Source organism: Thermodesulfobacterium sp. (genome assembly GCF_030445475.1).
Taxonomy (GTDB): domain Bacteria; phylum Desulfobacterota; class Thermodesulfobacteria; order Thermodesulfobacteriales; family Thermodesulfobacteriaceae; genus Thermodesulfobacterium; species Thermodesulfobacterium commune.
The window spans coordinates 1-21471 of record NZ_JASUTP010000019.1 but is presented as its reverse complement, the minus strand read 5'-3'; the positions used below and the strand labels follow the sequence as shown (position 1 = coordinate 21471).

The following is a 21471-nucleotide window of genomic DNA, read 5'->3' as shown; positions in this document are numbered from 1 at the left end:
ATCATTTTGACAAACTTTACCAGTTTTTAAAAAGTTCTATTTTGGGGGCTTCCTCTTTTATTTTGGTCTCTTCATTAAAAACCTCAGCGTGAACTCTTCTCTGGTCTTCCATGATATAATTTTGTTTCATTTTCTCAACCAAAACTTTTATCTCCTCAGGTTGTTCTTCTTTATCAGGGTTATCTACCCAGCGTAAAAGTCTTCTGTTATATTCAGAAATCTCAGAACATACCTCACAAAGCTTTTCAAGTCTTTGTCTTACTACATCTTGGAATTGAACCTTCCCAAGCAAATCAGAGATGGTGTTAAAGATGATGGTATTTTGTTTGTCTATCTCACCAACAAGTTTTACAATCAACCTACCTACCTGTTCAAAATCTATCTCCATTTTTTGTGTTGATTGTTTCATAGACTCAAGCATCAAAGAAAGCTCTGTGTTTTTTAACTGGGCCTAAAAAAATTCATAGCTTTTATCCATTTCTTCCTGTAGTGTTTTCATTTTAAAAAGAATATCCTTTACTATACTCTCAATTTTTATCGCAAGTTTCCTTATTTCATCAGCAATCACAGAGAATCCAGCCCCTGCCTTTCCAGCACGAGCTGCCTCTATGCTTGAGTTTATAGCTAAAATGGTTATCTGTTCGGAGATGTCTTTAATGTGGTTTAAAACAGTAAGCATTAAGTCTACCTTTTGCTGTAAACTGTAAATTCTGCCAAAACCCTCCTGCAATTTTTATAGTTTAAACAGCACTGGACAACCATAAAGAAAATTTGCTTGGTTAAGATTAAACTGCACTTTGGTGCCTGCGGTAAAGAGTGGTAAAGTTCTGGTAGACAAAAAAAGCCCAAGTTCAAGTTTTGGAACTTTAAAGTCTTGTTTAGAGATAAGAGTCGATGTGGAGCTTGATGTTGAACTTCATTTTAAAACAATTTGAACCCATACCAAGTTGAGTAAATTCCCCACAAATTGGCAACTAAAATATTTATAATAAATTTTAAGTTAACTCAAAAACTTCGTCAAGATATAAATTACCCTTGTAAGTTCACATTGTCCTAAATTTTCCGATAGAGAGTAAAATAAAAATTTTTCTATAATTTTTATCCAAATACCATTTCCAAATATCATTTTCAAATCTACCCATTTTCTACCTACAACCTATTCTTTGCAACAATTTTACCTGGTTTTAAAAATATTACTCCATATCCTCTTTTAAACTCTCAAACACAGCCTCGTCCGATAAGGCGCGTGAAGATGGTTTGAATATATTGATTACAAAAACTTTACCGTGTTTCTGCCTAAAGACTTGGCATTATAAAGTGCCTGGTCTGCTATATCAATAAGTTCTTCTAAAGATTTGTCTGGATGTAAACCCAAAGAGGTAACTCCAAAGCTTGCGGTAATCTTAATTCCGTCTACATTAGCTTCTTCAAGTTCTTTTCTCATCTCTTCTGCCTTCCTAATCACCTGTTGGTAGTCCATATGAGGGCACACTATCAAAAACTCTTCGCCTCCATACCTTATTCCATAATCTGTCTTTCTTATGTTGTTTAAAATGATCTGAGCAAAGGTTTTGATAACCTTATCTCCGGTCAGATGTCCAAACTTGTCGTTTATCTCTTTAAATTTATCTAAATCAGCCATTATAAACCCTATATCGTAGTTATGTCTTTTGGCCCTTTCAAATTCTTTTAGCAAAAAATCTTCAATCACGTTGCGGTTGTAAAGACCGGTCAACGGATCTTTTATGTAGAGACTTTCTAATTCTCTTATCTTTTCTTTCAAACGATCTAAAACTTTCTTTTTAGTGAGATAATTAAAAACCTTGATTAAAATTTCTTCTTTTAAAGGGGGCTTAGGGATGTAATCATCTGCACCTGCTTTAAAAAGCTCTATCCTTCTTGCAGGTGTATCATATCCGGTAAGCACTATGATAGGAACATCTCCTTTTTCCGGGTTTTCTCTTATACTTCTAACTAAATCTAACCCTGAATCTCCTACACCTAAAATGTAGTCGGTTATCACAAGGTCTATATCGTTTTGTTCAAAAAACTTTAAAGCTTCTTCTACGGTTTGAAAAGAGAAAACTTTTAATTTAGTCTGTAATAAAAGCTGGTTTAAAAATTTTATGTATAAATTTGTATCTTCTAAGTAAAGAATGTTACCTTCTAAATGTTGCAGCTCTATGATTCTGACAAAATCTTTTAAAACCTTAGGAAGTTTTTTAGGTATATCCTTTTTCAGGATAACCTCTAATACACCTTTTTTTAAAGCCCTCTCTATCAACTCTGGGTCCTCTTCTGAAGTTAACAATAAAACCGGAACTTTTTGGATTTTTTGCTCTTTTTCAAGTGCTTCTAACAGATCAAAAACATCTCCATCCTCTAAAATATATGAGGAAATTATCAAATCAGGAATTTGACCAGCTTTTATCAAACTCAAAGCTTCTTTGACTGTAGCTACTAAAGAAATATCGTGAAAGTAATTTTTTAGTATATCTTCCACCAATTTTCTTAAAAATGTTACAGGAAGTATTACCAAAATCTTTCTCATCATCATGCTTTTGCTCCTTTTATTTTTGACAACATAAAAAACTAAGTTTATAAGTTTTATTCTAAAAAAATTTTATAATAAAATTTATAAACGAGTGATAAATTTTTACCAATTTTATTGACCGTTTCAAAATTTTTGGTTAATAATTTATTATTAGAAACATTTACAAAATGAGGTGAGGCCATGATCACCAAAGATTTAAAAAACGCTTGGGTTTGTACTTTGAACAACTGTGGTTATATCTATCTTCCCTCAAAAGGGGATAAACACCAACACATCCCTCCAAACACCCCTTTTGAGGCCCTTCCTGAAACCTGGACTTGTCCTAACTGTGGAAACCCTAAAAAAAATTTTAAGAGACTTAAGGACCTTGTAGAAGAAAAATAAATAAAGGAAAATAATAAAAAAAGCCCCTGGGGATTTCCCAGGGGCTAAAGACTCAATCAGAACTTAAAATTCTCCTCCTCCGGGCATAGAAGGCATTTTTTCTTCTTTTTTGGGTTTCTCAGCTACCATAGCCTCGGTAGTTAACAACAATCCAGCCACAGAAGCGGCATTCTGAAGGGCACAACGGCTTACTTTCTTCGGGTCGATAATTCCAGCAGCTATCAAATCTTTAAACTCGCCGGTAGCAGCATCAAACCCGAAACTACCCTTTCCTTCTTTTACTTTTTCTACGATGATAGAACCTTCAAAACCGGCGTTAAAAGCAATCTGACGTAAAGGAGCTTCTAAAGCTTTTTTGATGATTTCTACACCATACTGTTCATCACCCTCAAGCTTGACAGCTTCTAAAGCTGGTAAGCACCTGATATAAGCCGTTCCACCACCAGGGACGATACCTTCCTCTACTGCTGCTTTAGTAGCATTAAGGGCGTCCTCAACCCTAGCTTTCTTTTCTTTCATCTCAGTTTCAGTAGCAGCTCCAACATAAATTACTGCAACTCCACCTACAAGTTTAGCCAACCTCTCCTGAAGTTTCTCACGGTCATAATCAGAGGTGGTTTCTTCGATCTGAGCACGTATCTGTTTGATACGAGCCTCGATGTCTTCTTTCTTGCCAGCCCCATCGATGATGGTGGTATGTTCTTTGGTTACTACCACTCTTCTTGCCCTTCCAAGGTCTTTAAGCTGAACGTTTTCAAGTTTCATACCAAGCTCTTCAGATACAAAAGTACCACCTGTTAGGATGGCGATATCCTGAAGCATGGCTTTTCTTCTCTCACCAAAGCCAGGAGCCTTTACAGCGCAGCACTGGAGAACTCCTCTGAGCTTGTTTACTACCAAAGTAGCCAAAGCTTCACCTTCTACATCCTCAGCAATGATTAAAATAGGTTTACCAGCCCTAGCTACCTGTTCAAGTACAGGTAAAAGGTCTTTCATAGAGCTTATTTTCTTATCATAAACCAGAATGTATGGATCCTCTAATACACATTCCATCTTTTCTGGATCGGTTATAAAATAAGGAGAAATATATCCTCTATCAAACTGCATACCTTCAACTACTTCAAGATAAGTTTCAAGTCCCTTAGACTCTTCTACAGTAATAACCCCTTCTTTTCCTACCTTATCCATGGCATCAGCTATAAGGTTTCCGATAGCCACATCGTTATTAGCAGAAATGGTAGCTACTTGAGCGATTTCCTGACGAGATTTGCAAGGCTGAGCTAATTTTTCAAGCTCTTTGACTACGATATCTACTGCCTTATCAATACCACGTTTGATAGCCATGGGGTTGATACCAGCTGCCACAAGTTTGATACCCTCTTGAAAGATAGCCTGAGCAAGTAAGGTAGCTGTAGTGGTTCCGTCTCCAGCCACATCGTTGGTCTTAGACGCCACCTCTTTTACCATCTGGGCACCCATATTTTCAAACTTATCTTCTAACTCTATCTCCTTAGCCACAGTTACACCATCTTTGGTAATCAAAGGAGAACCAAAGGACCTTTCCAAGATTACGTTTCTTCCTTTGGGACCAAGAGTAACTTTTACTGCGTCAGCTAATTTGTCAACTCCTCTTAAAATTTTTTCTCTAGTATTAGCCCCATAAATAATCTCCTTTGCAGCCATAACATCCCCTCCTTTCGGTAGTTTTTATTTATATTTACTTTAGAACTTAGCCTTATTAGTCTTCAATGATAGCTAAGACATCATCTTCTCTCATGATAAGATACTCTTCACCTTTGATCTTAATTTCAGTTCCAGCATATTTACTGAAAAGGATTTTATCTCCTTCTTTGACGGTTAAAGGCTGTTTTTGACCGTTTTCTAAAACCCTACCATCGCCTACAGCAATCACTTTACCCATGATAGGTTTTTCCTTCGCTGTATCTGGGATGATGATTCCAGATTCAGTCCTCTGTTCTTCTTCGATGCGTTGAACTAAAATGCGATCATGTAAAGGTCTGATCTTCATACTGCCACCTCCTCCTTAAAGATTTTTTGATTTTTAAACCCTAAGAATTAAATTACGAAAAAAAAATAATCATTCGATTTTAAAAGACAAGGTAGTCAAGATTAAATTTTTAAAAATTCAACAAGACTTTTCATAAGGGTTTCTACAGGATAGGTTGTATCTAAAACCAACAAAGGAGAACATTCCTTTGGGGGTTCAAACTTATCTTTTTGAGCAAGATAAATATCCCACAAAGCATCAGAACAGGTATTTTCTTTTCTCTTAAATAACCTTTCCCTAACTACATTATCTTCAGCGGTACACCACACCCAAAAAACCTCCGCCTTAACCTCTTTTATCCCCTCAAGCAACCAGCTTCTGTATTTTTTATCTCTAAACGTAGCATCAATTATTACATCTCTCCCATAACTAAGCTCTTCCTTAGCCATCTCTATCATTTTCTTGTAAGTTTTTTCAGTAATCTCTGGGGTATAAATACCCTTTTCAAACTCTGCATAATAATGCTTAGATTCTGGCAAAGACAAAAGACGTTTTCTGGTTATGTCTGAAGAAAGGTAAACCGCAGGGAGCTTAGACATAAGGTTTTGCGAAAGAAAGCTTTTACCAGTACCTGAAAGCCCCATAAATACTATTAGCTTGGGAATACCCTCTGCATATTGATAAGCAAGGTCAAAATATCTTCTGGCTTGTTCCAAAAATTCGTATTTTTCAGGCCTTGTTTGTTGGGTAGAGGCATAGGTAAAACATCCTATCTTACCCCTCACATAAGCCCGATAACATTTATAAAAATTCAAAAGTTTGTTGATCCCCTGGTCTTGGCTCTTAGAAACATACTGAGTTATAAAATACTCAGATAGACTTCTTTCTCTATAAAAATCTAAGTCCATAGCCAAAAAAGCTATGTCTGAACACACATCACCACACCTAAACCGTTCGTTAAACTCTATACAATCAAAGATATAAACCTTGTTTACATTCTCAAAACAGATGTTAGCTGAATATAAATCTCCATGTCCGTCTCTGATAAATCCCTTATCTATCCTTTCTTGAAACAAGACTTGATTTTCTTCTAAGAACTTGCGTGTAAATTGTATTATATGTTCGTATTTATATTTGGCTAAAGCTAATCCGACAAATTCTTTGGTTTGAGCAAAATTTTCTTCAGTATTAAACCTGATAACCTCTATCCTTCCATAAGAGTTTACCCTTTCCCCAGTTTCTGCTTTTTGATAGAAAGGCACCAACACTGAAACTATAGAGTCTATATGAGCTTCAGTTACTTTCTTTTCTTTTAAAAGATTAACCATCATCCCTTCTTCAGGAAGTTTCTTCATCTTTACGGCATATTCTACTATCTCCCCTTCAACCTCAAACTTATATCCTTTAGAAGTTTTCACTACAGGCACAACCCCTAAGTATATTTCAGGAGATAGCCTTCGATTCAGCATCACCTCTCTTTCACAAAAATGTTTTCTTTTTTCTAAGGTGGTGTAGTCTAAAAAGCCAAAGCTAACTGGCTTTTTGATCTTATAAACGAATAGGTCTGTGATAAAAACATAAGAGATATGGGTTTGAACCACCCTTAGAGTTTGAGTAGGATGTGGAAATGAATAGACATCTATCAACCGGTCCCAGGCCTTTGGTTCCATAAAGGGTATTTTAACGGCTACCACGATTTTGGCAAGATTGCTCGAGACTAAAATCTAAGATCTTTAAAGTAATTTCAGGTTTTTTCCTTTATTATCTTGAAATAATCAAGATAAGGTTTTACATTTAACAATATTAAAAACTTTTAGAAAGGGAGCAGTATGAAAGAAGGGTTAGAGGTTAATTTTGCAGAAGTTTCAGAAGGGGAGATCATAGACGTTCCTGAAGTTTTACCCTTAATGGCTATAAGAGACATCGTCCTTTTCCCTTCGATGGTAATTCCTCTTTTTGTAGGAAGGTCTAAATCTTTAAAAGCCATAGAGGAAGCCTTAAATAAAGATAAACTACTCGTTCTTTCTACACAGAAAAACTCTCGTATAGAAAATCCCAAACCCGAAGATATTTATAAAATCGGAACGATCGGACTTATCCTTAAAACCCTCAATCTCTCTGAAAACCGTCTAAAAGTAGTAGTCCAGGTGCTTTCAAGATGTGAAATTCAAGAATTTTTAGAAACGGAGCCTTGTTTTAGGGTTAAAATAGAACCTTGTAAAGAAAAGGAACCAGAAATCATAACCCCTGAAATAGAAGCTTTAATACGCACAGTTAAAGAAAATACAGAAAAGTTATTGGCATTAAAAGGTATTTTAAATCCAGAGATTTCCACAGTTGTTCATTCTATAGAAGAACCAGGAAGGCTTGCAGACCTTATCACAGTCTACCTTAAGTTAAAGGTCAAAACCGCCCAGGAACTTTTAGAAACTTTAGATGGAGTAGAAAGGCTTAAAAAAATTTCTGAGATCCTCCTACAAGAAATAGAGATCACCACCCTTCAAAACAAAATCCAAGCCCAAGCCCAAGAAGAAATTGGGAGGTCTCAGAGGGAATATTTTTTAAGAGAACAACTAAGGGCTATAAAGAGGGAGTTGGGAGAATTTGAGGATGTTGAAGACGAGATTGAGGAGTTAAAGAAAAAGATTAAAAAAGCCAAAATGCCTAAGGAGGTAGAAAAGGAGGCGTTAAAACAACTTAAGAGATTAGAATACATGCATCCTGACTCTTCTGAGGCAGCGGTAATAAGAAATTACCTCGAATGGTTGATAGATCTTCCTTGGAATAAGTCTACCCGAGACAATTTAGACCTAAAACATGTTAAAAAAGTTTTGGACAAAGACCACTATAACTTAGATAAGGTAAAAGACAGAATAATTGAGTTCTTAGCGGTTAAAAAAATTAATCCTAAGGCTAAAGGTGCCATCCTTTGTTTTGTAGGACCTCCTGGGGTTGGAAAAACAAGTCTTGGAAGATCCATTGCTGAAGCCTTAGGTAGAAGATTTGTCAGGGTAGCCTTAGGTGGTGTAAGAGATGAAGCTGAAATAAGGGGGCATAGAAGAACCTATGTAGGAGCTTTGCCAGGAAGGATCATTCAAGGAATAAAACAAGCTGGGGTAAACAACCCGGTGTTTTTACTTGATGAAATAGATAAACTGTGTAGCGATTTTCACGGTGACCCTGCAGCAGCTCTTTTAGAAGTTCTTGACCCAGAACAAAATAAAGACTTTGTAGACCATTATTTAGACGTGCCCTTTGACTTATCTAAGGTTCTTTTTATAGCTACAGCTAACATGACAGAACCTATACCCCGGGTACTTTTAGACAGAATGGAAGTAATCTATCTTTCAGGATATACCTATCAAGAAAAATTAGAAATCGCCAAAAGACACATCCTGCCTAAACTCTTAAAAGAACACGGACTAAAAAAAAACATCCTTAAAATCTCTGACGAGGTTATTCTAAAAGTTATCGAAGAATATACTTACGAATCAGGGGTACGTGAGTTAGAAAGAAAGCTTGCAGCTATCTGTAGAAAGATAGCGAGAAAACTTGCTGAAGGAGAAAAAGGCCCTTTTAGCGTTACCGAAGAGAATTTAGTAGAATTTTTAGGGCCTCCTGAATACATAGAAGAACTTAAACAAGAAGAAGATGAAATAGGAGTAGCAACTGGACTTGCCTGGACCCCCAATGGTGGAGAGGTGCTCTACGTAGAGGCGGTAGTTATGCCAGGGAAAGGTAATCTAATTTTAACAGGGCATTTAGGAGAGGTGATGAAAGAAAGCGCCCAGGCAGCTTTATCCTATATTCGTGCCAAGTATAAAGAGTTGGGGATTGACCCTAAGTTTTATACAAAGTATGACATCCATGTGCATGTACCCTCTGGGGCCATACCTAAGGATGGACCAAGTGCTGGGATTACTATAGCGGTAGCGATGATATCTGCCTTAACCCAAAAGCCCATTTCCAAAGACTATGCGATGACTGGAGAAGTCACCCTTAGGGGTAAAATTCTTCCTGTAGGTGGGATAAAAGAAAAAAGTCTTGCTGCCTTAAGAAAGGGGATTAAAAACGTCCTTATTCCTGCAAAAAACTCAAAGGACCTGGAAGATATCCCAAAGGAACTTAGAGAAAAAATAAACTTTATCTTGGTTTCTCATCTCGATGAAGTTATAAAATTAGTTATCAAAAATTAATCCCAAGCCCTTTATTTTTTTTATTTTTCTGTAATATTTATCTCTAATTATAGTTACAAAGGTATATATTATAAAATGAATGAAAATTTCAACAATAAAAAAGGAAGAAAACCTAAAGAAACTCCAGAAAGTCGCAAACATGAGCTTTTAGAAGCAGTCGATGAAAACTGCAACCCCATCACCATCCTAAAAAGAGAGGAAATCCATCAAAAAGGCTATTTTCATAAAACAGTGCATATTTTTTTGTTTAACAAAGAAGGAGAAATCTATCTTCAAAAAAAATCTAAGTTGGTTGAGGAAAACCCTGGTTTGTGGACTTCCTCTGCTTCGGGACATGTGTTGGTAGGAGAAAGCTTTTTAACCACTGCTCAAAGGGAATTAAAAGAAGAACTGTCTATAAGAACAAAATTAGAAGAGGTACTTCGTATCACTCCAAAAGATTTTAACAACACTATAGACTGTTTAGTCCTTTTTACAGGAACTACTAGTAAAATACCTAAGCCTAATCCTTTAGAAATAGAAACTGGAGGGTTTTTTCCTTTAGAAAAAGTGGATAAGTGGATACAGAAAAATCCAGAAGATTTTACTTTTTCTTTTAGGTTGTTATGGCAACTTTATTGGAAGGTTATGACTCAAAAAGCTCTGAAGGGAAGATAAGACCTTCTTTTTCGATGATAGTTTTTAACAGGTCTAAATCTCTATTTCGTATATATTGAGGTATAGGAGCCATTGCAAGCCGATGCAGTTTAATCTCTTTTTCTGTGGGAGAAAGATTTAACTCAAGGATTTGTTTTCTTAAGTTCTCCATAAGTTTTAGGTATATTTCATATTCTGGGCCAAACTGCATTTCTAAACTTTCTCTTATCCTTCTTGCTACCGCAGGGCTTGCCCCAGAAGTAGAGATGGCTATGGTTAAACTTCCTCTTTTTACCACAGAAGGCACGATAAAACTGCAAAATTCAGGAACATCTACCATGTTACAAAATACCCTTTTTGCGTTAGCTTCGTCATATATAGACCTTTGGGTAGAAGGGTCATTGGTTGCAGCAACCACCAACCAGGCTCCTTCAAGGTCTCCTGGCTGATAAATCCTTTTTTCCCAGAGTATCTGACCTTCTTCAGCTAACTTTTGTAAAACTGGAGTAGCTTCAGGAGAAATCAACTTAACAAAAGCTTTAGCCTGAAGCAAAGACAAAACCTTCCTTTCACCAACTTTTCCTCCTCCTATAACCACACAAAGCTTCCCTTCTAAGTTTAAAAAAACCGGAAAATAGACGTTAGTCAACTTCTCCCCATCCTTCAAGTTTAGACCTCCAAAACTGAGTAGCCTTAGGGTATAGTTTTACAAATTCCACTTTTAAATAGCCTTTTTCTTTTACTACCTGTTTAACCTCGATGTTTATCTTTGCTGCCCTAAAATGAGCAAGCATAGCCAGATAACTGCTCTCCTTTTTAAACCTTACCCTAAAGGTTTCGCTTACCACCTGATTTTTTTCAAAAAAACTTAAAACTTCTTCAAAAAGATTTACAGGTAGTTTATTATAAACCTCTTCTTTAAATTCTTCAAATTCATAAAGGTTCAGAGCAAGCCTTATCAATCTTAGGTAAATAAAATGAGGATCTACCTCTCCCAAGTAAGGAAAGACTACCCTTAAGTCCTCAAGATTAGAAAATGGAGTCACGTATTTAATCCTGTATTTCCCATCTTCGGACTTAAAAACTACCCCTTCTCTTTTTTCTTGGTGGTAACGCCTTAAAAGTTCTCTTATGTTTTCATAATCCTTTACCGGGTCAAAAGGCCCATAGATTTCAGGGGCGTTAAAACTATAGGTTTCAAGGAGATTCAACTTTTCTGACTGAGACAAAAATCCTCCTCCACCTGTTTTCATAAAATCAAAAACAAAGTAGTTTACATCCTCTTTGATATAAGCAGGATATTCACTAACAAAAGGATTCTCTGGTCCGGCTACTTCAGCACAAACCACCAAATTTGGATGTTTCTCAAAAAACTCAGGAAGATTAGGTAAAAAATCCTCCCATCGATCGGTAGCAAAAGGACAGATGAATCCTCTTCGGGTAAAACCTAAAATTTCATCTCCTACTTTAAAAAGTCTTACGTTATACCCTTCTACCTTTTCTTCAGCATAAAAAGGAGAAGTCATATATCTTACCAATCCCGTTTTTAATACATAAACCCTGGGAATCTGAGGGTAACCTCTTACCAAAACCTGGTCGTTAAAAAAAGTTCCCATAGGGAAACTTTTAAAATCCTTGTTTAGCCTAAAAAAGCCTTTATCTTTCCAGGTAAAAAACAAAATTTTTCCTGTTTGTAAACCTTTTTCCCATTCCTCTAAGGGATACCTTTTTAAATCTGGATTTTTCTTCCAGCAGTGTTGAAAATACTCCCTTACTTCTTTTTCATTCTCGGTAAAGGTTAACATATCCCTTCTCCCCTTCTTTGCCTTCGATGGTAATTTTTAACTCAGGTAAAAACTTAGGGATCAACCAAGCTTGAGTAAGAAGATGTTTGGTCACCTTAGCCACAGAAAACCTAAAAATTTTAGCAGACCGCAGTTTTAAAAGGGCTAAACTTATAGGTATCAAGATCTGGTCTGCCAGATGTTCTTCAAACTGGGTTTTAGTGCTTAAAAAATTTTTCCATTCTCTTGCTACCTTTTTTCCTACCTCCTCTGCTGGATAACCACGTTTTCCTAGCTCGGTAAATCCAGCATATAAAACCTTTTCCTTATTCAAAGCCTTTAAGAAAACAAAAGTTCCGTCAGATCGAGACTTCACTCTTTCTTTATAGACTGTAAGGTTCTCACAGTTTGGCAACTCTGACAATACACCTTTTAGTTGCCTTTCTACGATATGTACAGGAAGTCTTTCGGAAGATACGCTATAGATGATAATGTTCTCAGGAATAAAATACTCTGGCAGAGCTGGCAAGAAAAATTCCTCCCAAGGTTTAATGAAAGCTCTTATCTTCCCCCCACCTGCAGGATAAAACCCATAGGCTTCAAGATAAAGGTCTACCTCCAGACCAAAAAGTTTGGCCATTGGTAAAAAAACTTCTTTTACATAGTGATAACAGGGACTAAAGGGAACATGGGTACCTCCTTTGATTACCACTTCTCCACCTTTGTTCAAACTTAGAGGATACACAACTGTCTGGAAAAGAAGCAAGGTTGAGCCTGCAGTTCCTATATCAAAGGAATAGTTGCACCTTTCTGGAAGTTTTTTGGGAATAAAAACTATCTCTTGAGAACCTAACTCATCCCCTTTTACCTCTGCCTCTGAAAGATAAGCTACTGCTTTCACACAAGCTAAATGCTGAGGCTGAAGACCTGGTTTAGGTCTGTTAGCTCTGATATTAACAATTCTAAAAGGTTTGCCGGTGACTACTGAAAGCGATAAAGAAGTACGTAAAACCTGACCCCCACCTTCACCATAAGCACCATCTATCACAAGCATTTTTCCTCAAACTCTTTTTCCATCTTTTCGATTTCGCTTATCAAAAATTCTACTAACCACTCTACCATCTTTTTGCCTTTTTCAACAGATGCCTTTCTTGGGTCACCCCATATTCCAGTACTCCAGTATTTCTCTTTCTCAAACACCACCCTAAACTTAGGAAATTTAGGATAATCTTCAAATCCCCCGTCTTTTACCAGATCTGGTTTTAGATAAAGCATAAGGGAGGTTTCCCATTCTCCTGCATGAGAATCCTCCTCAGAGATATCCATATTTTTTAAACAAGGCCTAAGTAGCTGAAAAATGTCGGCTACAAAAAAATTACAATAAGGAACTAACGATATAAAAGATTCAGCTGCGTCTACCAAATAGGCGTTGTGGGTACCTCCTGCATGTCCAGAAAGAACCATAAAATTTTTAAAACCACAAAGATAAAACTGATAAAAAAGGTTTATCATCAATTTTTTTAATACCTCTCCGGTAATACTTATCGTCCCAGGAAGGGTGCTCGTACTTCTACAAAGACCATAATAAATCGGTGGGGCTATAAGAACCTTTTTTTTCTCGGCTACCTTTTTACAGACCTCATAGATAGTATAAAGGTCTGTAGCTAAAGGTAAATGAGGACCATGAGCCTCAACAGAACCTACAGGGAAAATAACGGTCTTTACTTGTTTTTTAGCCTCTTCAAATTCTAAAGAAGTAATCTCCTCTACTAACATAATTTAACCTCTTGGAACTATCGATATTTTGATTATTTGAATTATAATTAAAATTTGCTATGAAGAAAAGGGTTTATATAAAAACTTTTGGTTGTCAAATGAATGAAAACGATTCAGAAAAGGTACTCATTCTTTTAAAAGAAGAGTATGTTCCTACCGATAACCCTGAAGAAGCAGACCTTATCATAGTAAATACCTGTTCTGTAAGGGAAAAACCTCAACACAAAGTCTATAGTGAGGTAGGGAGGTATAAACCCTTAAAAAAGAAAAAAAAACATCTCCTCATAGGTATTATAGGATGTGTTGCCCAACAAGAAGGAGAAAACCTGATTAAAAAACTTCCCTATGTAGATTTCGTGTTAGGAACCCAAAGTTTTTATCAAATAAAGGAGGTTATAACTAAACTTCAAAAGGATCCTAAACCTATTGTGTTAACCGAATTAACTAACGAGTTTAAACCACCTTTAGTGCTTCCTGAGGAGACTTTATCTAAAAACACCGAAAAGGTTACTGCTTTTGTCACGATAATGCAAGGATGTGATAATTTTTGTTCTTATTGTATCGTTCCTTATGTCAGAGGAAGAGAAACAAGTAGACCTCCAGAAGAAATCATAGAAGAGATAAAGAGATTGGTAGAATTAGGGGTAAGGGAGGTTACCCTTTTAGGACAAAACGTAAACTCCTATGGGCTAAAGGAAAAGGGTTATCCTGATTTTCCAGAACTCTTGAACCAAATCGCAGCCATAGAAGACTTATGGAGAATAAGGTTTACTACCAGTCATCCTAAAGACCTTTCAGAGAAACTAATAAGAACTATGGCTGAAAATCCCAAAATATGTCATCATATCCATCTCCCTCTTCAGGCTGGTTCAAACAGAATATTAAAACGAATGAACCGTAAATATACTAAAGAAGAATATTTAGAAAAAGTAGCAAAACTTAGGGAGCTAATTCCTGACATAGCTATTACTACCGATATCATTGTAGGATTTCCAGGAGAAACTGAGGAGGATTTTGAAGAAACTTTAGAAATGCTAAAAACAGTAAGGTACCATGAAATTTTTTCTTTTAAGTACTCAGATCGTCCGTTTACCACAGCTAAAAATTTCGAGGACAAAATTCCTGAAGAAGAAAAAGAGATAAGACTAAAACTTGTTCAGGAACTACAAAAAACTATTACCCAAGAAATCTACCAACAATATGTAGGGAAAGAAATGGAAGTGTTGGTTGAAGGTTTTAGCTCAAAATCTAAAACTCAACTTATGGGACGTACCAGCACAAACGTAATAGTGAATTTTTACTCTCCAAGGCTTGACCTAAAAGGTAGATTAGTTAAGGTTCGAATAGAAGAAGCAGGAAAACACTCTTTAAAGGGTAGGTATCTTGAAATTCTAAAATAAACTAAATTGCAATTTATACAAAAATTGCAATTTTTACAAAATCAAACTACAGTTTAATTTATCTACTTTTGGATAAAGTTTAGCAGGTCTATCATAAGAAAAATTTTTTAAAATGGTATGTTTTTTGCTGAGAGTTGTGTGAGCGTGTTTTTTGTGTGTTCTTTAAAGTTAAAACTTTAATATTAAAACTTTGAGAAAGGAGGTATTATCAATGAGAAGGATAGCGGCAAGTTTGATAATGCTTAGCTTTTTGGGTTTAATAGTTACAGGTATAGCCTTTGCGAAAAAAGAAACGATGGTAGGAGGTAAATATTATCCTCCTAATCTAAACCCTATAAAAGTTAAAGAGTTTTGTCAAGAAATACAGCCTCTCTGGCAAAAACAACTGCAGCTTTCTTCTGAACTGCGTGTCTTGTGGGGACAAAACCCACCTAACTGGGAGGCTATACAGCAAAAGGAAATAGAAATTCAAAAAATCAGGGTTGAAATTCAAAAAAAGGCTTATGAAAAAGGGCTTCCCTATGGTCCAAGAAAAGGGCTAAACTTTAGAAAACTATGTGGGTGGTAAAAATTTCTCTTTTTACTATCAAAGTGGTTACAAAACTTAAAACTTAATATCGTATTCCTTTAATTTATAATAAAGGGTTCTCAGAGAAATCCCTAAAAGTTTGGCAGCCTCTTTTTTATTCCCTTTGGTCTTCTTTAAAGCTTCTATGATAGCGTTTTTTTCTAAGGATCTAAGGTCTACCACATCTTCGGATAGAAGACTGGTTTTCTCTAAAGGTTTAATTTCTGTAGAAAAAGGAAGGGCCTGTAGGTATCCCAAATCTACCTCAATCTCTTTGCCTTCTGACATCAGGAAAGCCCTTTCTAACAAGTTTTCAAGTTCTCTTACGTTACCTGGAAAGGGATATTTTAACAAAAATTCCTTAGAATGTGAGCTCAACGGTAAAGGGTCTCGTTGTAACTTTTTAGCTAATCTATGGATGATAAACTCCGCTATTTTTAATATAGCTTGTTTTCTTTCTCTCAAGGGTTTTACCTCTACAGGAAAAACATTAATCCTAAAAAACAAATCCTCCCTAAACTTACCTTCTTTAACCAACTTGATAAGGTCCCGGTTGGTTGCCGTAATAAACCTGGCGTTAGTCTTTATAGAGGTTAAACTCCCTAACCTTTCAAAAGTTCTATTTTGCAATACACTTAAAAATTTTGCCTGTACGGTGAGGTTCATCTCTGAAATCTCGTCTAAAAACAACGTTCCATCTTTGGCTAACTCTATCTTTCCGGGTTTACTCTTTAAGGCCCCTGTAAAAGCACCCTTTTCATACCCAAATAGTTCGGCTTCTATTAACGTTTCAGGGATGGCTGCACAATTAACCTCTACAAATTTACCTGGCCTTCGGCTAAGACGATGGATGACCTTAGCTATCAACGACTTTCCTGTACCTGTCTCACCGTATAAAATCACAGTAGTGTCTGTAGGGGCTACTTTTACTACTTTATCGTAAACTTCCTCCATCCCTAAAAATAAGATTTCTAAAGGAGGAAGTTCTTCTTGGGTTTCTTCCTTAAGATCTTCCTTGGGTTTTTTAGCTAAGATGTTTTGAACTAAACTTAAAAAGTCTTCAGGACTGGAAAGAGGTTTGGTAATATAATCTACAGCCCCCTTTTTCATGGCCTCTACCGCAGAACTTACAGTAGCATAGGCGGTTATCACTAGAAACAAGGTATTAGGTAAGACAGGTTTTACCTTTTCGATAAAATCTATTCCGTTCATCTTAGGAAGTTTAAGGTCTGTAATGATAAGGTCAGGGTTAAAGTCAAACACCTTTTTAAAAGCTAACTCAGGGTCTTCACAGGTTTCTACCTGATAACCTCGCTCTTTTAGCAACACCTCTAAAAGGGTGGCAAAAGAAAGGTCGTCTTCTAAGATAAAAATCTTGGCATTTCTAACCATATAGCCGTTCCTTCCCCTGGTTTGGTTTGAACCTTAATTTTAATTTTCATCGCCTCACATAGCTTTTCTACTATTGCCAAACCTAAACCTGAGCCTTTAGGTTTGGTAGTAAAAAAAGGAGTAAACGCTTTTTTCAAAGTCTCTTCATCCATACCTACCCCGTTGTCTATCACCCCTAACCTCAGGGTTTCTCCTTTGTCTTCTATTTCTACTTTTATCTCTTTTTTCTCCTGGTTGGTTTCCAACACCGCATCAAAGGCATTCTGAATTAAATTTACCACTATTTCTTTTAATTTGTCAGGGTCAGTTATGATACTAAAATCCTCTCCTTTAACAAAAAAAGTTACGTCTACTTGAGGATATTTATCTTTAAAACTTAACCAAACCTCTTCTACCAGTTCTCTCAGGTCAAAATGCTTAGACTCTATCTTGACAGGATTAACATAAAAAATCAACTCATCTGTTAACCTTTCTATCCTTAAAGCCTCGTTAAAAATAATTCCTAAATATCTTTTATAATCTCTCTCGGTTATCTTTTCTGCTAAATACTGGGAAAAACCTTTGATACTTCCTAAGGGATTCCTGATCTCATGAGATAAAATCTTAGCCATGGTAGAAATACTTTCTAATTGTTTCATCTTAAGTGCCATATGTTCATAATGGATAAGAAACTTAGTGCCTATCCCACCTGCTACTAAAAGCCCTAAACAGGCCAGCATTTTTAACAAAAACAAAAACTGAGCCCTTTTTACGATAAACAAAAAGGTATTTATATTTAGCCCTACCCTAAGATAAAGATTATATTTTTGAGTATAAAAATTAAAATCTGCCAGAAAAATCTGTTTATAAGGTTCTTCTGGTTCTGAATAAAAACGATAATAAGGAAGCTTGTGCCTTTTTAACTCTATTAATTCTTCGAGGTCTATTTTATAACCTATCAGTTCTGGGTTAGAATGAAGAATAATGTCTCCGTCTTCGTCATAAAGCATTATAAATTCTAAGTTTTCCCAATTTTGGCTTAAAATGATGTTTAAAAAGGTGTTGTAGTTAATCTCATCAAGGTTGGTATAAGTCATAACTCCTTGAAGGGTGATAGCTATCATCATAGCTTGGTCCTCAAGGGCTTTCTGGGCTAAAAGCTTTGAATTTTTATAAGAAAAAATCGCACTTAAAAACAGGGTAATTATAGCTAAGGCTACCACACCCCATAAAATCAGAGCAGATTTAAAACTTATCTGTTTAAAAATTTGTTTTAATTTCTCCATCGTAATTTTCTAATATACCATAACTCTGTCAATCTTCTAAAATAAAGGTATAATTTTATTCGATGAAAACCCCTGTAGTAAGTGTAATCATTCCTACTTACAATCGGGCTTATATCCTGTTTAAGGCTATAGAGAGTGTACTAAACCAAACCTTTAAAAACTTAGAAATCATCGTAGTAGACGACGGGTCCACAGACCAAACCCCTAAACTTATTACCAGATACCCTGTAGTCTATGTAAAAAAACCAAGGAAAGGGGTAGCTCATGCCAGAAATAGGGGGCTTTTTCATGCCAAAGGGCGTTACATCGCCTTTCTAGACAGCGACGATATGTTTACCCCTACCAAACTTGAAGAACAATTACTCTTTTTTGAAAAACATCCTTCTTATAAAATTGTCCAGACAGATGAGATCTGGTACAAAGGGGAAAAAAGACTTAACCCAAAAAAGATTCACAAAAAAGCCGAAGGCTGGTTTTTTGAAAGAGCTGTTAAGTTGTGCGTTGTTTCTATGTCTACAGTTTTGATAAAAAAAGAACTTTTTGAAGAAATTGGGGTCTTTGACGAAGAATTTTGGGTATGTGAAGACTACGAATTTTGGTTAAGGGTTGCGATAAAAACTCCTGTAGGATTGATACCTAAACCTTTAGTAATCAAAAGCGGTGGAAGAGAAGATCAGCTTTCTGCTACCAAAGGGCTTGATTATTATAGAACTTTAGCCCTCATAAAACTCTTTAAAAACTACCAAAAGGAATTAAGTTTAGAACAGAAATTGATACTATTTGGAGAAGCTAAAAATAAGTTTAATATCTTTTATAGAGGGGCTTTGAAACACGGCAACCTTAATCAAGCTTTTAATTTGAAAAAACTTTTTGAAGAAACCTTTAAAGAATCTGTATTTAGCCCTTTGAAATCCTTGCCTAAACTATGAAAGAAGAGAAAAGGTTTACCAAAGAAGATTGGTTAACAAAGTTTACTAAACCCTTAGAGTTTGCCTATAAAAATAATTTTCAAAATCTGCACAAAATAAAATACTTAGAAAAAACACTTTTAAAATTTATAGAAAACCTTCCTCAAGAATTTGAGCCTTATCGAGAAAAATTTTTAGAGCTTTGTTATGGTTTAGACCAGGTTTCTTTAGACGAAAAAAAGGAAAGAATAAAGGCGTTGTTTGATTTGTGTATTGTCTTAGGAATTAATAAAGAAGAAACCTCTGAGGTTGAAGAACCTCAAGAAGAACCGATAAACCAAGAGTTTTATCAAGAGCCGACTTTTTCCTTAGAAGAATACAGACAGGCTAAAGAGGAACTAAAAAAACCCGTACAATTTTTAAAAGGGGTAGGTCCTAAAGTTGCCCAAAAGTTTGCTAAAAAAGACATTCACACGATCGAAGACCTGTTGTTTTTCTTGCCAAGGGATTATGAAGATCGAAGACATTTAATCCCTATTTCTAATTTAAAAGAAGGACAAAAGGCGGTTGTTTTTGGGGAAGTCATCAAAAGTGGAGTTGTTTATACCTCAAGAAGAAAAGTCTTTGAAGCCCAGCTTACTGATGGTACTGGAATTCTTCTCCTTCGGTGGTTTAACTTTAAAGAGTTTTTTTTGAGAAATCTTTTACAATCGGGCAAAAGAGTTTATACCATAGGGGAGGTAGGTAAATTCGGTAGGGTTTTTGAGATGGTCCATCCTGAAATAATACCAGAAGGAGAAGAGGATAAGCTCGAGTTAGAGTTAGGAAAGATTGTACCTGTTTACTCTGCGGTTGAAGGTTTAAGTGAGAGGCAACTAAGAAAGATTATCAAAAATGCGGTAGAAGATTATGCAGATTTTTTAGAAAATTTTATTCCACGAGAATTCTTAAAAAAAAGAAGACTTTTGCCGTTAAACTTAGCCATCAAAAAGTTGCATTTCCCAGAGGATGAAAAAGACCTTTCTTTGCTTAAAAAAGAGGAAAGCGTTTATCACAAAAGCTTGGCCTATGATGAATTTTTCTTCTTAGAATTAGCCTTGGCTTTAAAAAAAAGTAAGGTCAAAAAAGAACAAGGAATCTCTTTTAGAACAGACGGAGAAAAAGTAAAAGCCTTTTTAGCTAAACTTCCTTTTGAGCTCACTTCAGCTCAAAAAAGGGTGTTAGAAGAAATCAAAAAAGACATGGCAAGTCCAGTGCCTATGAATCGACTTCTACAAGGAGATGTAGGGTGTGGAAAAACGGTTATAGCCTTTATTGCTGCGCTTATTGCCATAGATAACGGATATCAGGTAGCGATGATGGCTCCTACTGAAATCCTTGCTGAACAACATTACCATAACTTTAGACGTTATGCCCAGCTCATGGGAGTAAACGTAGCCCTTCTTTCTGGAGGGGTCCCTCCTGCTAAAAAAAGAGAAATTCATCATGGATTGGCTACTGGATTTATAGATTTTGTGATAGGAACCCATGCTCTTTTTCAAGAAAGAGTAGAATTTAAAAGATTAGGACTGGTGATCATAGACGAACAGCATCGTTTTGGTGTTTTACAAAGAGCAGCCTTAAGAGAAAAGGCTAAAGGTATAACCCCAGATACTTTGGTTATGACAGCCACCCCTATCCCCAGAACCCTTGGACTTACCATCTACGGAGATTTAGACCTTTCTATAATAGACGAAATGCCTAAAGGCAGAAAACCTATCATCACCAAACTTTTTATAGAATATAACAAACACAAAGCCTATGCAGCGGTTAAAGAAGAATTAAAGAAAGGACATCAAGCTTATGTAATCCTTCCTCTGATAGAAGAATCAGAAAAACTCGACCTTAAGGCAGTAACTACCTATGGGGAAGAGTTACAAACAAAATTTTTTCCAGAGTTTAAAGTAGGGATTTTACACGGAAAGATGAGCTCTTTGGAAAAAGAAAAAATCATGCATCAGTTTAAGCGCAAAGAAATAGACATCTTAGTTTCTACTACGGTGGTAGAGGTCGGTGTAGACGTTCCCAATGCTACAGTTATGGTAATAGAACATGCTGAAAGGTTCGGTTTGTCTCAACTTCATCAGCTAAGAGGAAGAGTAGGAAGGGGGGAGGCTCAATCTTACTGCTTTTTGATAGCTTATAAAATATCTATGGAAAGCGAAGCTTACAGACGCTTGCAGATATTATGTCAAACCAACGACGGGTTTAAAATAGCTGAAGAAGACTTAAAACTTAGAGGGCCTGGAGACTTCTTAGGGACAAAACAATCTGGATATCTTGAATTTAAAAAAGCTGACTTAGTAAAAGACTACCCAATCCTATTGTGGGCAAGGGAAGACGCCTTTTCTTTGATAGAAAAAGACCCAGACCTTAGTAAACATCCTATTCTTAAAGAAGAACTAACCAGAAGATGGGAGGAAAGATTAAAACTTTCAGAGATAGCTTAAATTAAATAAAACAAGGAGTCAACTATCAGGAAATAGGATTTAAGCATGAGAACCCTCGCAAATAGAAATAAAATTTTTAGAGTTAAAACTCAAGACAGGATTAAAATAACT

Annotated in this window: 20 protein-coding genes; 8 read left to right on the top strand and 12 right to left on the bottom strand. The window is 36.0% G+C overall.

Annotated elements, in window-relative coordinates; translation table 11 throughout:
- Positions 1-16: 16 nt before the first annotated feature.
- Positions 17-421 carry a hypothetical protein gene (locus PWP26_RS06230; RefSeq protein ID WP_301399249.1) on the bottom strand — a complete coding sequence of 135 codons (405 nt, stop codon included), beginning with the start codon at positions 419-421 and terminating at the stop codon, positions 17-19.
- 30 nt (positions 422-451) lie between these two features.
- Positions 452-730, bottom strand: a complete 279-nt coding sequence (locus tag PWP26_RS06225) for a methyl-accepting chemotaxis protein (RefSeq protein ID WP_268745238.1) — start codon at positions 728-730, stop codon at positions 452-454.
- 70 nt (positions 731-800) lie between these two features.
- On the opposite strand from PWP26_RS06225, the gene PWP26_RS06220 reads away from it, so the two are divergent.
- Positions 801-935, top strand: coding sequence for a hypothetical protein (locus tag PWP26_RS06220; protein WP_268745239.1), 135 nt, complete (start codon positions 801-803; stop codon positions 933-935).
- 335 nt (positions 936-1270) lie between these two features.
- Here the strand turns inward: PWP26_RS06220 and PWP26_RS06215 are convergent, their stop codons facing one another.
- Complete coding sequence (locus tag PWP26_RS06215) at positions 1271-2554, bottom strand: diguanylate cyclase (protein ID WP_301399248.1); 1284 nt, start codon at positions 2552-2554, stop codon at positions 1271-1273.
- A 180-nt stretch (positions 2555-2734) separates the two neighbouring features.
- Between PWP26_RS06215 and PWP26_RS06210 the strand changes: the two genes are divergently transcribed.
- Entirely contained in the window at positions 2735-2938 is a 204-nt protein-coding gene (locus tag PWP26_RS06210; protein ID WP_038061718.1) for a rubredoxin, read from the top strand.
- 63 nt (positions 2939-3001) lie between these two features.
- Here PWP26_RS06210 and groL read toward each other — a convergent pair whose 3' ends face one another.
- The 3 genes from groL to PWP26_RS06195 all read right to left on the bottom strand — a co-directional run bounded on the left by groL (position 3002) and on the right by PWP26_RS06195 (position 6616).
- Entirely contained in the window at positions 3002-4621 is a 1620-nt protein-coding gene (gene groL, locus PWP26_RS06205) for a chaperonin GroEL (RefSeq protein WP_301399247.1), read from the bottom strand.
- Between the two features lie 55 nt (positions 4622-4676).
- Entirely contained in the window at positions 4677-4967 is a 291-nt protein-coding gene (gene groES, locus PWP26_RS06200; RefSeq protein WP_038061725.1) for a co-chaperone GroES, read from the bottom strand.
- Between the two features lie 101 nt (positions 4968-5068).
- Entirely contained in the window at positions 5069-6616 is a 1548-nt protein-coding gene (locus PWP26_RS06195) for a bifunctional aminoglycoside phosphotransferase/ATP-binding protein (protein ID WP_301399246.1), read from the bottom strand.
- A gap of 159 nt (positions 6617-6775) precedes the next feature.
- Between PWP26_RS06195 and lon the strand changes: the two genes are divergently transcribed.
- Entirely contained in the window at positions 6776-9142 is a 2367-nt protein-coding gene (lon, locus tag PWP26_RS06190) for an endopeptidase La (protein WP_287568644.1), read from the top strand.
- Positions 9143-9217: 75 nt separating this feature from the next.
- The gene (locus PWP26_RS06185; protein WP_301399245.1) at positions 9218-9799 is read left to right on the top strand and encodes an NUDIX domain-containing protein; all 582 of its coding nucleotides are present in this window, start codon (positions 9218-9220) and stop codon (positions 9797-9799) included.
- Here PWP26_RS06185 and PWP26_RS06180 read toward each other — a convergent pair.
- Genes PWP26_RS06180 through PWP26_RS06165 form a run of 4 tightly spaced genes read right to left on the bottom strand, consistent with a single transcriptional unit; the run spans position 9768 to position 13338 of the window.
- Positions 9768-10445: a bifunctional precorrin-2 dehydrogenase/sirohydrochlorin ferrochelatase gene (locus PWP26_RS06180; RefSeq protein WP_235181280.1), complete on the bottom strand. Its 678-nt coding sequence runs from the start codon at positions 10443-10445 to the stop codon at positions 9768-9770. The two genes, PWP26_RS06185 and PWP26_RS06180, sit on opposite strands and share 32 nt — an antisense overlap.
- Positions 10420-11583 carry an RNA ligase gene (locus PWP26_RS06175; protein ID WP_051754504.1) on the bottom strand — a complete coding sequence of 388 codons (1164 nt, stop codon included), beginning with the start codon at positions 11581-11583 and terminating at the stop codon, positions 10420-10422. The genes PWP26_RS06180 and PWP26_RS06175 overlap by 26 nt, the downstream gene beginning before the upstream one ends.
- Positions 11561-12616, bottom strand: coding sequence for an RNA 3'-terminal phosphate cyclase (rtcA, locus tag PWP26_RS06170; protein WP_273011784.1), 1056 nt, complete (start codon positions 12614-12616; stop codon positions 11561-11563). The genes PWP26_RS06175 and rtcA overlap by 23 nt, the downstream gene beginning before the upstream one ends.
- Positions 12607-13338 carry a creatininase family protein gene (locus PWP26_RS06165; RefSeq protein ID WP_038061730.1) on the bottom strand — a complete coding sequence of 244 codons (732 nt, stop codon included), beginning with the start codon at positions 13336-13338 and terminating at the stop codon, positions 12607-12609. Before PWP26_RS06165 ends, rtcA begins: the two co-directional genes overlap by 10 nt.
- A gap of 59 nt (positions 13339-13397) precedes the next feature.
- On the opposite strand from PWP26_RS06165, the gene miaB reads away from it, so the two are divergent.
- Both miaB and PWP26_RS06155 read left to right on the top strand, forming a co-directional pair.
- Entirely contained in the window at positions 13398-14738 is a 1341-nt protein-coding gene (gene miaB / locus PWP26_RS06160; RefSeq protein ID WP_038061732.1) for a tRNA (N6-isopentenyl adenosine(37)-C2)-methylthiotransferase MiaB, read from the top strand.
- Between the two features lie 211 nt (positions 14739-14949).
- Positions 14950-15306 (top strand): hypothetical protein, encoded by a 357-nt coding sequence (locus PWP26_RS06155; RefSeq protein ID WP_038061733.1) that lies wholly within the window; start codon positions 14950-14952, stop codon positions 15304-15306.
- 36 nt (positions 15307-15342) lie between these two features.
- Here PWP26_RS06155 and PWP26_RS06150 read toward each other — a convergent pair whose 3' ends face one another.
- Positions 15343-16698, bottom strand: coding sequence for a sigma-54 dependent transcriptional regulator (locus PWP26_RS06150; RefSeq protein WP_038061736.1), 1356 nt, complete (start codon positions 16696-16698; stop codon positions 15343-15345).
- Positions 16668-17963, bottom strand: a complete 1296-nt coding sequence (locus PWP26_RS06145; protein ID WP_038061738.1) for a nitrogen regulation protein NR(II) — start codon at positions 17961-17963, stop codon at positions 16668-16670. Before PWP26_RS06145 ends, PWP26_RS06150 begins: the two co-directional genes overlap by 31 nt.
- Before the next feature lie 62 nt (positions 17964-18025).
- Here PWP26_RS06145 and PWP26_RS06140 point away from each other — a divergent pair, with 62 nt between their 5' ends.
- Complete coding sequence (locus tag PWP26_RS06140) at positions 18026-18892, top strand: glycosyltransferase (protein ID WP_038061741.1); 867 nt, start codon at positions 18026-18028, stop codon at positions 18890-18892.
- Complete coding sequence (gene recG / locus PWP26_RS06135) at positions 18889-21360, top strand: ATP-dependent DNA helicase RecG (RefSeq protein ID WP_301399244.1); 2472 nt, start codon at positions 18889-18891, stop codon at positions 21358-21360. Before PWP26_RS06140 ends, recG begins: the two co-directional genes overlap by 4 nt.
- Positions 21361-21471: the final 111 nt, after the last annotated feature.